12 protein-coding genes are annotated in these 13,719 nt (G+C 74.5%); 5 read left to right on the top strand and 7 right to left on the bottom strand.

Annotated elements, in window-relative coordinates; translation table 11 throughout:
- Positions 1-89: 89 nt before the first annotated feature.
- Positions 90-1,025, bottom strand: a complete 936-nt coding sequence (locus AB0L34_RS28980; RefSeq protein WP_363708257.1) for a hypothetical protein — start codon at positions 1,023-1,025, stop codon at positions 90-92.
- Between the two features lie 162 nt (positions 1,026-1,187).
- On the opposite strand from AB0L34_RS28980, the gene AB0L34_RS28975 reads away from it, so the two are divergent.
- Together AB0L34_RS28975 and AB0L34_RS28970 are read left to right on the top strand one after the other, a co-directional pair.
- The gene (locus tag AB0L34_RS28975; RefSeq protein ID WP_363708255.1) at positions 1,188-1,808 is read left to right on the top strand and encodes a TetR family transcriptional regulator; all 621 of its coding nucleotides are present in this window, start codon (positions 1,188-1,190) and stop codon (positions 1,806-1,808) included.
- 69 nt (positions 1,809-1,877) lie between these two features.
- Positions 1,878-3,467: an MDR family MFS transporter gene (locus tag AB0L34_RS28970; protein ID WP_363708253.1), complete on the top strand. Its 1,590-nt coding sequence runs from the start codon at positions 1,878-1,880 to the stop codon at positions 3,465-3,467.
- Positions 3,468-3,581: 114 nt separating this feature from the next.
- On the opposite strand, the gene AB0L34_RS28965 is transcribed toward AB0L34_RS28970, so the two are convergent.
- From AB0L34_RS28965 to AB0L34_RS28940, 6 genes are read right to left on the bottom strand one after another with little or no spacing between them, the layout of a single operon-like run.
- The gene (locus AB0L34_RS28965) at positions 3,582-4,478 is read right to left on the bottom strand and encodes an STM4011 family radical SAM protein (RefSeq protein WP_363708251.1); all 897 of its coding nucleotides are present in this window, start codon (positions 4,476-4,478) and stop codon (positions 3,582-3,584) included.
- Positions 4,475-5,800, bottom strand: a complete 1,326-nt coding sequence (locus tag AB0L34_RS28960; RefSeq protein WP_363708249.1) for an STM4012 family radical SAM protein — start codon at positions 5,798-5,800, stop codon at positions 4,475-4,477. Before AB0L34_RS28960 ends, AB0L34_RS28965 begins: the two co-directional genes overlap by 4 nt.
- Positions 5,797-6,600 (bottom strand): STM4013/SEN3800 family hydrolase, encoded by an 804-nt coding sequence (locus tag AB0L34_RS28955; protein ID WP_363708247.1) that lies wholly within the window; start codon positions 6,598-6,600, stop codon positions 5,797-5,799. The genes AB0L34_RS28960 and AB0L34_RS28955 overlap by 4 nt, the downstream gene beginning before the upstream one ends.
- A complete protein-coding gene (locus AB0L34_RS28950; protein ID WP_363708245.1) occupies positions 6,588-7,697 on the bottom strand; it encodes an STM4014 family protein in 1,110 nt (369 codons plus the stop codon). Before AB0L34_RS28950 ends, AB0L34_RS28955 begins: the two co-directional genes overlap by 13 nt.
- A 1-nt stretch (position 7,698) precedes the next feature.
- Positions 7,699-8,646 carry an STM4015 family protein gene (locus AB0L34_RS28945; RefSeq protein WP_363708243.1) on the bottom strand — a complete coding sequence of 316 codons (948 nt, stop codon included), beginning with the start codon at positions 8,644-8,646 and terminating at the stop codon, positions 7,699-7,701.
- Between the two features lie 6 nt (positions 8,647-8,652).
- Positions 8,653-9,585 (bottom strand): STM4015 family protein, encoded by a 933-nt coding sequence (locus AB0L34_RS28940; protein ID WP_363708241.1) that lies wholly within the window; start codon positions 9,583-9,585, stop codon positions 8,653-8,655.
- A 289-nt stretch (positions 9,586-9,874) separates the two neighbouring features.
- Between AB0L34_RS28940 and AB0L34_RS28935 the strand changes: the two genes are divergently transcribed.
- The 3 genes from AB0L34_RS28935 to AB0L34_RS28925 all read left to right on the top strand — a co-directional run.
- Positions 9,875-10,684: a SigB/SigF/SigG family RNA polymerase sigma factor gene (locus tag AB0L34_RS28935; RefSeq protein WP_363708239.1), complete on the top strand. Its 810-nt coding sequence runs from the start codon at positions 9,875-9,877 to the stop codon at positions 10,682-10,684.
- A 335-nt stretch (positions 10,685-11,019) separates the two neighbouring features.
- Positions 11,020-12,030 (top strand): dTDP-glucose 4,6-dehydratase, encoded by a 1,011-nt coding sequence (rfbB, locus tag AB0L34_RS28930; protein WP_363708237.1) that lies wholly within the window; start codon positions 11,020-11,022, stop codon positions 12,028-12,030.
- A 199-nt stretch (positions 12,031-12,229) separates the two neighbouring features.
- Positions 12,230-13,719 (top strand): HAD-IC family P-type ATPase (locus tag AB0L34_RS28925; RefSeq protein ID WP_363708235.1); only part of this gene is annotated, 1,490 nt, incomplete at its 3' end.

Genomic DNA, 13,719 nt, shown 5'->3' with positions numbered 1-13,719 from the left:
GCCGTGGCCGGCGGCACCGTCGCGCGGGCGGCGCGGTCGCGGCGACCCGCCGCCGTGGGTCCGGCGCCGGCCGGCCCGCCCGGCATCGCTCACCTGCTGTTGTACGGCATGGTCGGGAACCATCCGTAGTCGAACATCGCCGGTAGCCGGACGTCCCAGTACACGACCATGAACACGCCCAGCGCGATCAGCATCCCGCCGGTCAGCGCGGCGGTCCGGGACGGGCTCGCCGCCAGCCAGCTCACGAAGCGGCCGCGGGTGAGCACCACGATCAGGGCGAACAGCGCCGTCACGACGGCCACGTTGCCGATGGACTGCAGGACGAACGCGCCGGCGCCGTAGAGCGGGTTGCCGGAATCGACGGCCCAGTGGAAGAGCTTGTTGAACAGCGGGTACGGACGGCCGATCAGGAAGCCGCCGACGAGGGCGCCGAGCACCACGACCCGGGCCGCCGGCCGGTGCGCGAACGGGTCCCGCAGCACCCCGAGCGCGGCCAGGCCCAGGTAGACGAAGGCCAGCCCGATCAGCCCGAACACGACCATGGACTGGACCAGGCGTACCGGGAGACCGCCGACCGTGGCCGTGGAGAGCTGCGGCAGACCGTCGCCGACCAGTACGCCGACGAAGCCGTAGACCGCGGCGACGGCGACCATGCCGGCCGTGAGCCAGCCCACCGGGCGTACCAGGCTGCGCAGCCCGGTCCTCGTCGCCCCGCCCGCACCGGCCTGGCTCATCGGGCCGATGGACGCCGCCATGGCGATGTTGCAGGCGGTGAACGTGCCGGCCAGACCGGAGACGAAGGCGAAGACGAGACCGGCCAGGGTGCCCCCGATCGCGGTCGCCTTGGCGTCGCGGCCGAGCACCGCGTTGGCCACCGAGTCGCCGATGACGTGGTCGACGAATTCGTAGGACCACAGCACCGACAGCAGCACGCCGGCGGCCGTGGCGCCCAGCACGATCCGTCCCCGCCCGGCCGGTGTCGCCCGGGGGTCGACGGCGGCGGCTTTTTGCTCAGTGACAGCCATGACTGGATTGTGGGCGACCGGCCCCCGATCGGTCTTCTCGCAGGTTGCCGGATGTCCCGGGGGCCCGACTGCGCCCGCTGACCCGCCGGACCGGCCAATGGCCCGCGTCACGTCGGGGCTAATTTCTTGCACAAAGTGCAAGATCGCTTGTAGCGTTCCCGCGTGCACACTGCCGAGACCGAACCCGGCTCCGGCCGGCGCGACCGCCGGAAGCGCCGGACCCGGGCCGCGCTGACCGAGGCGGCGCTCCGCCTCGTGGCCGAGCGCGGCCTGGCCCAGGTGACGGTGGAGGAGATCAGCGAGGCGGCCGGCGTCTCCCCGCGTACCTTCTTCAACTACTTCGCCTGCAAGGACGACGCGCTGGTCGGCGACCACGCGGGCGACGCGGCGCGGCTGGTCGCGCGCCTGGCGGCCGTGCCGCCGGAGGTGCCGGTGCTGACCGCGCTGCGGGCCGCGCTCGCCGACGTGGTCGACGAGGTGCGCACCGAACGCGAGCTGTGGTGCCTGCGGATGGACGTGGTGACGCGCAACCCGGTGTTGCTGCCCCGTCTGGTCGCCGGCAACGTCGAGACCGAGCGGGCCATCGCCGAGGTCGTCGCGGCGCGGGGCGGGGTCCACCCCGACCACGGCTACCCGGCACTCGTCACCGCCGTGGCCGGCGCGGCGGTGCGTACCGCGATGACCCGGTGGGCCGCACACCCCGACGGACCGGACCTGGCCGACCTCGTCGACGAGGCGTTCGCCGCGCTCGCCGCGGGCCTGCCGCAGCCCGACCCGTCCTGACCCTGCAAGCCCCCATCCGGGGAACGGTCCCCGGACGGCCCGTGAACCCGCACCCGTGAGGAAGCGTCAATGACCGCCACCGTGCCCGCCGAGACCCCCAAGGTCAGTGCCGGCCGCATGTCCCGCCGAGAGGTGCTCCAGGCACTCTCCGGCCTGATGGTCGGCATGTTCGTGTCGATCCTCGCCTCCACGGTCGTGGCGAACGCGCTGCCGCGCATCATCGCCGACCTGGACGGCTCCCAGACCGTCTACACGTGGATCGTCACCACCGAACTGCTGGCCATGACGGCGACCGTGCCGCTGTGGGGCAAGATGGCCGACCTCTACAGCAAGAAGCTGCTCATCCAGCTCTCCCTCGGCCTCTTCGTGGTCGGCTCGCTGATCGCCGGGTTGACGCCGAACGTCGAGGTGCTGTTGATCAGCCGCATCGTGCAGGGGGTCGGTGCGGGTGGCATGACCGCCCTGGCCACCATCGTGATGGCGGCGATGATCCCGCCCCGCGAACTGGGTCGCTACGCCGGCATCTTCGGCGCCGTGTTCGGCGTCGGCACCATCGCCGGCCCGCTCATCGGCGGCGTGCTGGTCGACACCTCCTGGCTCGGCTGGCGGTGGTGCTTCCTGATCGGGGTGCCGTTCACCCTGCTCTCGATCTTCCTGCTCCAGCGCACCCTGCACCTGCCGGTGACCCGCCGCAAGGTGCGGATCGACTGGCTCGGGGCGCTGCTCATCACCTCCGGGGTCTCCACCCTGCTGATCTGGTCGTCCCTGGCCGGCAACTCCTTCGCCTGGGCGTCGGGCTGGACCGCCCTGATGGTCGGCGGCGGGATCGCCCTGCTGGCGCTGGCCGTCGCGGTGGAGGCCCGCGCGGAGGAGCCGATCGTGCCGCTGGGCATCTTCCGCAACCGGACGGTCTCGTTGACCACCATCGCCAGCGTGCTGGTCGGCGTGGCGATGTTCGGCGGCACGGTGTTCCTGTCCCAGTACTTCCAGATCTCGCTGGGCAAGTCGCCGACGGTGGCGGGGCTGATGAGTCTGCCGATGATCTTCGGCCTGCTGGTCTCGTCGACGATCGCCGGCCAGCTGATCACCAAGACCGGCCGGTGGAAGCGCTACCTGGTCGCCGGCGCGGTGGTGATGTCGGTCGGCATGCTGCTGCTGGCCACCATCGACGCGCACACCAGCGGGCTGCTGCTCGGCGTCTACATGGCGGTGCTCGGCGTCGGGGTCGGCATGCTGATGCAGAACCTGGTGCTCGCCGCGCAGAACGACGTGCCCGCGCAGGAACTGGGCGCCGCCACCTCCGTGCTGACCTTCTTCCGCAGCATGGGTGGCGCGATCGGGGTCAGCGCGCTCGGCGCGGTCATGGCCAACCGGGTCGCCTCGCTCTCCGCCGAGAAGCTCGGCCCGCTGGCCGGCGGCGCCGCGGGGGAGGGCTCCGCCGAGGTGCCCGACCTGTCCACCCTGCCGCCGCCGGTGCTGCGGATCGTCCAGGACGTGTACGGCACCGCCACCGCCGAGCTGTTCCTGATCGGCGCCCCGTTCGCGCTGCTCGCCGTGGTGGTCGTGCTGTTCATCCGGGAGAAGCCGCTGCACACCCTCAGCGGTGAGGAGCGGCGCGCCCAGGAGGAGGCGGCGGCCGCCATGCCCGGCGCGCACTGAGGATCCACGCCCGGTCGACGGAGGGGGCGGCCCGGCCTGCGCCGGTCGCCCCCTCGCCGGGTGGCGCCGGCCCGCCCGCCCGGGCCGGCCCGCCCGCCCGGGCCGGCGCGTCGCTCAGGACGGGCGCAGCCGAGGCGGGGCGACCGGCACCGGCGGGCGCGCCGACGGCCAGGCCGCCGGGATGCGTTCCAGCAGCCCACCGGCGAAGACGTCCCGCAGGCCGAGCGGCTTGAGGTGCACGTACCCGATGTGGCAGTCGCAGGTCGCGTTGGCGCACGGGCGGGGCCGCAGGGCCGGCCGCCACGAGCCGTCGTACAGGTTGCCGATCGGTTCGGCGATGAAGTGGCACCGGCGCACCGTGCCGTCCCCGAGCACGGAGACGGCGGTCTCGCCCGCGTGGCAGGGCCGGTCGAGCGACACGTGCGGGCGGACGCTGAAGCCGAAGAGCGGGTCCAACTCCGTCCAGACCGCCTCCTCGGCGGCGTCGTAGCGCCGGCCCTCGGCGGCGTTCACCCACAGGTAGACCTCAGCGGGCAGGGCGGCCCGCAGCGCCCGTGCCTCGCCGAGGTGCTCCGGCAGGCCGACCACGCCGACCGAGTACCGGATGCCCAGCTCGGACAGCCGGAGACAACGGCGCAGGAAGCGGTCCCGGTCGACCTGGCCGGGGTGGTACGTGGTCCACAGGGCGGCGGCGCGGGGGTCGGCGTCGGCCAGCCAGTCCACCCGGGCGGCGAGGTTGGTCTGGATGACGACCCGGTCGACGTGCGGCAGGTGCGACAGCGACACCATCGCGTCCCGGTACCAGCTGCGGGTCAGCCCCTCGCCCCACGGGGTGAACAGCACCGACAGCCGCACGTCGGTGGTGGCCGCGACCCAGCCGGCGAAGCGGTCCAGGGCGGCCCGGTCGGCGCGCAGCAGCTCCGGCGGGTCGCGCCGCTTGGCGAAGGGGCAGTACGGGCAGTCGTAGTTGCAGCTCGCCAGCGGGCCCCGGTAGAGGATCGCCAGGTTCACCTCGGCACGTACCCGGTCATCGCGTCGCGGACCCGGGCCGAGGTCAGCCACGGGCCGACCGCGTCGGAGCGGGCCAACCCGGCCGGGGTCAGCCGCAGCCCGCCGTGGGTGGCCCAGCCCCGGTCTACCAGGCGGCCCAACTCCGGGAAGTCCTCGCCGGGCGGGCGGCCGAACCGGGCCCGGTAGGCAGCCGCGTCGACGCCGTCGACGCGCAGCAGCGACTTGAGCAACCACCGGCGGCGCTGCTCGGCGCCGTCGAGGGTGAACCCGAACTCGGCGTGCCGGAAGTCGTCGGCCGGGCGGGCCACGTAGTCGTCGAGCACCGCCCGCACCTGCGACACGCCGACCGCGTAGTCGAACGAGTAGTGCAGGCTCGTGGTGTAGGAGCGGGCGCCGCAGCCCAGCCCGACCATGCCGTCGTCCTGGCAGCAGTAGTCCGGCCCGTCCGGCGCCGGCACGTCGGCGCGGCGGAACTGCCGCATCGACTCCTGGCGGTACCCGGCCGCGCCCAACGTCGCCACCGCCTGCTCGTAGAGGGCGAGCCGCTGGGCGTCCCAGTCCGCCCGGCCGTGCGCGCGCCGCCCGAGCCCGGTCAGCGGCCGCACGTACAGGGGGTAGAGGTACAGCTCCTCGGGACGCCACGCCAGCGCCGCGTCGAGGCTCTCCCGCCAGGTGTCGGCGGTCTGCCCGTCGATGCCGTAGATCAGGTCGATGTTGAGCACCGGGATCCGGGCGTCGCGGATCGCCGCCAGGGCGGCCTCCACCTCGGTGCGGCGCTGCGGCCGGCCGGCGGCGCGGGCCTCGGCGTCGAGGAAGCTCTGCACGCCGATGCTCACCCGGGTGGTGCCGTGCGCGGCGAGCACCGCGAGCCGGTCCGGCGTCGCGGTGGCCGGCGAGGTCTCCACCGACAGCGGTACGCCGGGCAGCCGCGCCCCCGCCGTGATGGTGGCGATGTCGAACAGCTCGGCCAGCTCGTCGGCGCTCAGGTAGGTGGGGGTGCCGCCGCCGAACGCCGCGCGGGCGTACCCGGCGTCGGCACCGAGCGCGTCGGCGACCCGTTCGGCTTGCCGGCGCAGCTGCCGCAGGTAGCCGGTCACCTGCTCGGCGGGGGCGTTGGCGCGGGTGAACAGGTTGCAGAACCCGCAGCGCATCTCGCAGAACGGCACGTGCACGTAGAGGAAGAGCGCGTCGCGCGCCTCGGCCCGCCACACGTCCGCCAGCAACGGCCGGGGCCGCAACGGCCGGTACGAGGTCTTGTGCGGGTACGCGTACAGGTACTGCTGGTACGGCGAGCCGTCGAGGCCCGTGTCGGTGCTGGTCACCATTCTCCCGGTTGCAGGGTGAAGTGGGCGTACGGGACGGTCCACACCACGTCGTGGCCGATCCGGTGGCCGGTGTGGCCGTCCTCCCCGTACGCGGTGCCGTGGTCGGCGCAGACGATCGCGAAAACCGGCCGGCCCCGGCCGGTGAGCAGGGCGAACAGCCGGTCGATGCGGCCGTCGACGTACTCCAGGGCGGCGGCGTGGCTGGCCGGGCTGTCGACCTGCGCGCCGGGCAGGTGGTGCCGGTTGGGCTGGTGCAGCGCCGCGACGTTGAGGAACGTGAACAGCGGCTGCCCCGCCGGCACCCGCGGCAGCACCTCGGTCAGCCGGTCGAGCTGGGCGTCCAGGCAGGTGGGGGAGGTGACCCCGAACTCCGGCTCCCAGTGCGCCTCGGCGAACAGGCCGGGCAGCACCGCGCCGAGCGGGCTGCGCCGGTTGAAGAACCCGACCCCGCCCAGACAGAGCGTGTGGTAGCCGACGCCGGCCAGGGCGGTCGGCAGGTCCGGCGCGTCGAACACCCATGTGTCGCTGCCTGCGGTCTCGCTGCCGGGGAAGGCCGCCGCGTACAGCCGCTCGTGCCGGCCGGGGGCGACCGGGGTCGGCAGGAAACCGGCGAAGAACGCGTGGTGCGCGGCGTAGGTGAAGCTGGCCGGGGAGTGCCGGCGCTCCCACCGGCCGCCGGGCAACGCCCGGGCGAGGTGCGGCGTCCGGCCCCGCTCCGCCAGCTCGGCGGCGACGTCGTAGCGGAGCGTGTCGAGGGTGAGCAGGAGCAGGTCGTGGCTGCCGATCAGACTCCGCACGGCAGCACCTCCGCCCCGGCGGGGGCGCGACCGGCCGCCGCCGACCGCCAGCGCCGCCACCGGCCGTCGATCAGGGCGTGCACCTGCTCGGCGTAGGTGTCCCGGCCGTCGGCCAGCACCCCCGGCAGCAGGTCGCCGAACGCGTTGACCTCCGCCACCGCGTGCCGCCGCCAGCCGACGAGGAACATCAGGTCGATCCCCACCTGGAGCGTGCGGGGAAAACACCCGGCGACCCGCTCGCAGGTCTCCATCGCCGCCGCCCACGCCGCCGGCCCGGCGGCCGCCCGCAGCGCGGCGAGGTCGCCGCGGGCGTTGCCCAGGTGCAGGTTGGTCAGCGGACCCCGGGCGGCCCGCACCACGGCATGGGTGGGCCGCCCGGCGACCACCACCACCCGCAGGTCGACCACCCGGTCGCCGAGCCCCGCCTTGGGCAGCCACCGCTCCACGTGCAGGCCCTCCGGCGCGATCCGGTCGATGATCGCGGCGATCTGTGCCTCGTCCGTGTAGCGGCGGGGCCGCAGCGAGTTGAACAGCCCGTCGGGAGTCGCCTCGACGGTGGTGACCGCCTGCACCCGGCGGCCGGCGACCGCCAGCGCGACCACCCCGGCGGCGGACGAGCCGTGCGCGGGCTTGACGAACACCCGGCCCCAGCCGGCCGCCGCCATCGCCGCCCGCAACTGCGCCCAGCCGTGCACCGGGGGCAGCGCGGCCGGCACCGGCACCCCGGCGGCGGACAGCCGCGCGTGGCAGCGCCGCTTGTCGCACATCACCGCGACGTCCGCCGGGTCGTTGAGCAGCTCCGCGCCGCCGGCGGCGACCCGGCCCAGGCCCCTGAGCAGCCCGGCGTACGTGTCGGCCAGCCCGACCAGCTCGCCGTGCCGGGCCGGGGCGGCGGCCCGGCGCAGCAGCCGGTCCACCTCGGCGTCCTCCCCGGGCGAGTCGACCCGCACCAGCGCACCCGGCGCCGGCGGGGCCGCCCCGGTCAGCACGTCGAGCCAGGGCAGCACCGCGGGCCGGGGCAGGCCGGCGGCCAGCACCGCCCGGGTGAACAGGCCGACCCGACGGTTGTCGGGGTTGCCGACGACGGTCAGGCGCATGTCACTCCGACACCGCCGTGTAGCGGTAGCTCTCGCCGTCGTACTCGTCGGCCTCCTGCGGGTCGGACACGTCGACCCGGACGCCCGGCAGCGCGGCGACCACCGAGGCGGCCATCTCCTCCGAGAGGTAGTGGTGGTGCAGGTCCAGTTCCGCCAGGTGGCTCAGCGGCTGCCCGGCGAGCAGCCCCGCCGCGCCTCGGTCGCCGAGCGTGCCCAGCGACAGGTCCAGCCGTTCCAGGTGCGGCACCACCGCCGCCCTCGCCAGGGCCTCGGCGAGGTCGTCGGCGTTCTCCGCGTTGCGCAGCCCGAGCCGGCGCAACGCGCCGAACCGCTCCCCGGCCAGCAGCGGGGCGAGGTCGGAAACCTGCGCGTCGCCGCCGTAGTCGGAGGTGCCGAGCCACAGCTCCAGGTCGGTGAGCGCGGGCAGGTCGGAGTCGAGCACCGCGCCGACGGACGCCGCGGACAGCCCGCCGGTCTCCACCGCCAGCTCCCGCAGCCGCGCGTGCCGCACGGGAGAGAACGTGAGGTCCTCGCCGCCGCGGACGCGCAGCACCTCCAGCTCCGGGTACGCCGTCAACAGCGGGCTGACGTCGCCCACCCTCATCCAGGAGACCTCGCACTCCTCGCTGGTCATGTCACCGAGGAAGAGGGCGCGCAGGGCGGGCAGCCGGGGCGCCGCCGCGCAGAGCTGCGCGATCGGGGCGGGGTTGAACGCCGCGTACCCCCACGAGCCGATGACCAGGGACTCCACGGACGGCCCGGCCTGCGTGACGAACCGGTCGAACGCCACCCGGAACTCGTCCGAGAGCTTGTAGTCGGCGGTCTCGTCGAAGTGCCACAGGGAGAACCGCCACGAGACCGGACCGTCCACCGTGGGCAGCGGCCCGTCGACCGGGACGTCGACGACCGGTCGACCGGCGAAGGCCCGCGCGTGGGAACCGAAGGCCACGGCCGATCACTCCCCGACCGCGGTGTACCGGTACCGGGTGCCGTCGTACTCGTCGGCGGTCTGCGGGTCCGACACGTCGACGCGCACGCCCGGCAGCGCGGCGACCACCGAGGCGGCCATCTCCTCGGAGAGGTAGTGGTGGTGCAGGTCGAGCCGCGCCAGGTGGGTCAACGGCTGGCCGGCCAGCAGCGCCGCCGCGCCCTCGTCGGTGAGCGTGCCCATCGACAGGTCGAGGACCTCCAGCCGCGGGACGACCGGCGCCGCGGCGACGGCCGCCGCCACCGCGTCGGCGATCTCGGCGTTGCACGGCGCCAGGTGCCGCAGCGCGGGCAGGCCGGCGCCGGCCAGCACGCCGGCCAGGTCGTCGACGGTCGCGTCGCCGCCGTAGTCGGACCTGCCGAGCCACAGGTCCAACCGGTGCAGGGCCGGCAGCTCGCAGGCGCCGACGGCCCGCACCACCCCGGCCGGCAGCCCGCCGGACTCGAAGCGCAGCTCACGCAGCGCGTCGTGCCGGACCGGCTCCAGCCGCAGGTCCTGCGCGCCGCGCACCCACAGCACCTCCAGCGACGGGTACGCCGCGAGCAGCGGGGTGATGTCGCCGTGCCTGAGCCAGGAGATCTCGCACTGCTCGTAGGTCAGGTCGGCGAGAAAGACCGCCCGCAGCGCGGTCCACTCCCCGGCCGCCGCCACCAACGCCTCCACCGGCAGCGGCCGCTCGTACGCCTCGCCCCACTCGCCGATCACCAGGGCGCGCACCGCGTCGGCCGGCACCTGCTCGCGCAGCGCCTGCACGAGGCCGGCGAACTCCTCGGGCTCCGCGTCGAAGTCCTCGACCTCCAGCCGCCAGGCGACCGCCGACGGGTCGTCGGGGAGGGGCATCCCCGGTGTGAACGGCAGCACCGGCAACCCGGCGAACGACGACACGTGCGAACTGATCACGCCTACCTCCGGTCGACTGGTGCAGCGGCGGCGAGACCGTAACAGGTGTGCCCGACAAGATGATCAGCGGCGGTCGGTGGCAGACGCGCGCGGTCCGCCGCCGCCGGCGGTGAGCCACGGCGGCGGGGGCGGGCGACGGCGGCGGGACGCGTACCCTCTTTCTTAACCCTTTGCGCCTTTCGTCCATCAGCTGTTCGGTTGATGAGGCGACAGCCTTTGGTCTAGGGTGGGCTGCACTGCGGTCGGCGCTCCCGGGTGCCGCCGCGCCGTGCGGGACAGGAAGGCCAACATGATCACCACGACCATCGCGCCGACGACCAGCACCGACGCCAGCACCACGGCGGCCGGGGACGAGTCCCGCGCGAGCGAGCTGATCGCCGCCCTCGCCGCACTGCCCGAGGGGCACCCCGACCGGCCGGCGCTGCGGGAGCGGGCGATCGAGGCGTGGCTGCCGCTGGCCCACCACCTCGCCTACCGCTACAGCGGGCGCGGCGAGCCCACCGGCGACCTGGTCCAGACCGCCGCCCTCGGGCTGATCAAGGCGGTGGACCGGTTCGACGCCTCCCGGGGCGTCGACTTCGCCGGCTTCGCCATCCCGACGATCCTCGGCGAGATCAAGCGCCACTTCCGCGACCGCACCTGGAACATCCGCGTCCCCCGACGGCTGCAGGAGCTGCGGCTGCGCATCTCCGAGGCCAACGGCACCCTCACGCAGACGCTCAACCGGGCCCCGACGGTCGCCGACATCGCCGCCCACCTCGACATCACCGAGGAAGAGGTCCTGGAGGGCCTCGAGGGCGCCCGGGCCTACAACGCCGTCTCCCTGTCCACCCCCATCGGTGACGGCGACAGCGCCACCGAACTGGCCGACACGCTCGGCGCCGAGGACGGCGAGTTCGAGCTGGCGGAGCTACGGGTGGCCCTCGGCCCGGCGCTCGCCACGCTCGACGAGCGGGAGCAGAAGATCCTCACCCTGCGCTTCTACGGCAACCTCACCCAGAGCGAGATCGCCGCCCGGGTCGGCGTCTCCCAGATGCACGTCTCCCGGCTGCTCGCCCGCGCCCTCGGCAAGCTGCGGGGGCAGCTCGCCGACTGCTGAGTCGGGCTTCCCGTCGCACCGGCCGCCGGCTTCGTCAACGAGGGGCCCTTCCGCACGCCTCCGGCAGAGGAAGGGCCCCTCGCTGACGCTCCGCGCCGGCGTCCGGCCACCGGGCCCGGGCCGCGCCTGCGATGGTCACCCTCCGCGGCGACGCTGCGGGCATACGCGCACCGGCCGGCGGCCCGTTCCACCGGCCGGCCGGGCAGACTCGTCCGGGTGAACCACCCACGCGAGGCCCGCCGCCGGCGGGTCGCGTCGCATGGACTGGCCGGACGTCGCCGACGGACCCTCGGATGCCACCTCGGAGGCCCGCCGGGCGAAGGTAGGAGAGATCAATGAGCACGATTCTCGTGACGGGCGCGGCGGGCTTCATCGGATCCAACTTCGTCCGCCACTGGCGCCGCGCCCACCCGCGCGACCGGGTGATCGCCTTCGACCTGCTGACGTATTCCGGCACGCTGGCCAACCTCGCCGATCTCGGTGACGCGGTCACCTTCGTCCAGGGCGACATCCGGGACGAGCCGGCCGTGGCGCGGGCGCTGCGCGAGCACGGGGTCGACGTCGTGGTCAACTTCGCCGCCGAGTCGCACAACTCCCGCGCGGTGCTGGGCCCGACGACCTTCTTCGAGACGAACGTGCTCGGCCCGGTAGCCCTGATGGAGGCCGTCCGGCGGGTCGGCCGCGACGGCATCCGCTTCCACCAGATCTCCACCTGCGAGGTGTACGGGGACATGGCGCTGGACGACCCCGGCGCCTTCACGGAGGACTCGCCCTACCTGCCGCGCACCCCGTACAACGCGGCGAAGGCCGGGGGCGACCACGCCGTGCGGGCCTTCGGGCACACCTACGGGATCCCCTTCACGATCACCATCTGCTCCAACAACTACGGCCCGCACCAGTTCCCGGAGAAGGTGATCCCCCTGTTCGTCACGCACGCGTTGCGGGGCCTGCCGCTGCCGGTCTACGCCTCCAGCCGCAACCGCCGCGAGTGGCTGCACGTGGCCGACCACTGCCGCGCGGTCGAGGCGGTGCTGCGGCACGGCCGGCTGGGGGAGACGTACAACGTGGGCAGCGGCGTCGAGGTCGACGTCGAGACGCTCGCCGACGCCGTACTGGGGGAGCTGGGTCTCGGCGCGGAGCTGAAGCGACGGGTGCCCGACCGGCCCTCGCACGACCGGCGCTACCTGCTCGACTCCGGCAAGCTGCGCCGCGAGTTGGCCTGGGAGCCGAGGATCGGGTTCGACGACGGGCTGAAGGCGACGATCGCCTGGTACCGGGAGCACGAGAGCTGGTGGCGGCCGCTGCTCGACCGCGTACAGGTGGCGGAGGAGACCGCGTGGCGGTGAGCCGGCGCTGAACCCGTCCGCCGGGCGGCGCGTGGTCCGGCCTCCCGCCGATCGCGGTGATCCCCGGCCGGGTGACCCCCGGTTCTCCTACAGTGGTCCGTGCGTCCGGTCGCACGCGGGCCGCCCGCCCCGGCCCCGACAGCGGTGGCGGCGGCCGGTGGGCCCGGGCCCGGTGTGGCCGCGGGAACGGGGGTTTCGGGTGTTCGCACGGGCGTTCCGCCCGCACCGTGACGCGGCCCGTTCGCCGGGCGGCCACGGCCAGGGCCACGACCGAGCCGCGCACGGCGGGCCCGACGACCACGGCGGGCCCGGCCGGCACGGCGGATCCGGCGAGCAGTCGGGGCACGGCGGGCACGACAAGCACGCCGGTCACGACCCGGAGCAGTTCCGCCGCAAGTTCTGGCTGTGCCTCGCCCTCACCGTGCCGATCGTGCTGACCAGTCACATGGTGATGAACTGGTTCGGCTACACCCTGGACTTCCCCGGCCGGAGCTGGGTGGGCCCGGTCCTCGGGTCGGTGGTCTTCCTCTACGGAGGCTGGCCGTTCCTGGTGGGCGCCGTACGGGAGGTCCGCGACCGCGCCCCGGGGATGATGCTGCTGGTCTCGATGGCGATCACGGTCGCGTACGCCGCGTCGCTGGCGACCAGCCTCGGCGCGTTCGATCTGGACTTCTGGTGGGAGCTGGCGGCGCTGGTGACCATCATGCTGCTGGGGCACTGGCAGGAGATGAAGGCGATCGGTCAGGCGCAGGGTGCCCTCGCCGCGCTGGCGGCGCTGCTGCCCGACGAGGCCGAACGGCTCGACGACGACGGCACCCCGCACCGCGTGCCGCTGGCCGACCTGCGGGTGGGCGACACGGTGCTGGTCCGCTCCGGTGCCCGGGTGCCGGCCGACGGCTCGATCGTCGACGGCGCCGCCGAGCTGGACGAGTCGATGATCACGGGGGAGTCCCGGCCGGTGCCGCGTGGCGTGGGGGATCGGGTGGTGGCCGGCACGGTGGCCACCGACTCCGCGTTGCGGGTCCGGGTCGACGCGGTGGGCGAGGACACGGCGCTGGCCGGCATCGGCCGGCTGGTCAGCCAGGCGCAGGCGTCCAGTGGCCGGGCGCAGGTCCTCGCCGACCGGTTCGCGGCGATGCTCTTCTATGTCGCGGCCGTCGCCGCGTTGGTGACCTTCGCCGCCTGGTGGGTGCTGGACGACCCGGACCAGTCCGTCGTCCGGTCGGTGACGGTGCTGGTGATCGCCTGCCCGCACGCCCTCGGGCTGGCCATCCCGCTGGTGATCGCGCTGTCCACCGCGGTGTCGGCCAAGGCCGGCATCCTGGTCAAGGACCGTCTCGCCCTGGAGCGGATGCGCACCGTCGACGCGGTGTTGTTCGACAAGACCGGCACCCTGACCAAGGGCGCCCACACCGTCACCGCCACGGCCGCCGCCACCGGCACGACGGAGGACGAGGTGCTGCGGATCGCCGGCGCGGTCGAGGCCGACAGCGAACACCCCCTGGCCCGCGCCCTGGTGGGGGTCGCGCGGGACCGGGGGTTGCGGGCGACCGCCCGGGACTTCCGGTCCCTGCCCGGCCGGGGGGTCCGGGCCGTCGTCGACGGCGCCTCCTGGGCGGTCGGCGGTCCCGCCCTGGTGCGCGAGGTCGGGGCGGCGGTGCCGGACGACCTCGCCACGGTGACCCGGGG

Source organism: Micromonospora sp. NPDC052213 (genome assembly GCF_040679695.1).
GTDB lineage: Bacteria > Actinomycetota > Actinomycetes > Mycobacteriales > Micromonosporaceae > Micromonospora.
This window is presented reverse-complemented; position numbering and strand designations above follow the sequence as displayed.

Coding starts and splice junctions, on each gene's coding strand:
- AB0L34_RS28980 (WP_363708257.1), bottom strand. CDS start 1,025: ATGGCTGTCACTGAGCAAAAAGCCGCCGCCGTCGACCCCCGGGCGACA.
- AB0L34_RS28950 (WP_363708245.1), bottom strand. CDS start 7,697: ATGCGCCTGACCGTCGTCGGCAACCCCGACAACCGTCGGGTCGGCCTG.
- rfbB (WP_363708237.1), top strand. CDS start 11,020: ATGAGCACGATTCTCGTGACGGGCGCGGCGGGCTTCATCGGATCCAAC.
- AB0L34_RS28970 (WP_363708253.1), top strand. CDS start 1,878: ATGACCGCCACCGTGCCCGCCGAGACCCCCAAGGTCAGTGCCGGCCGC.
- AB0L34_RS28935 (WP_363708239.1), top strand. CDS start 9,875: ATGATCACCACGACCATCGCGCCGACGACCAGCACCGACGCCAGCACC.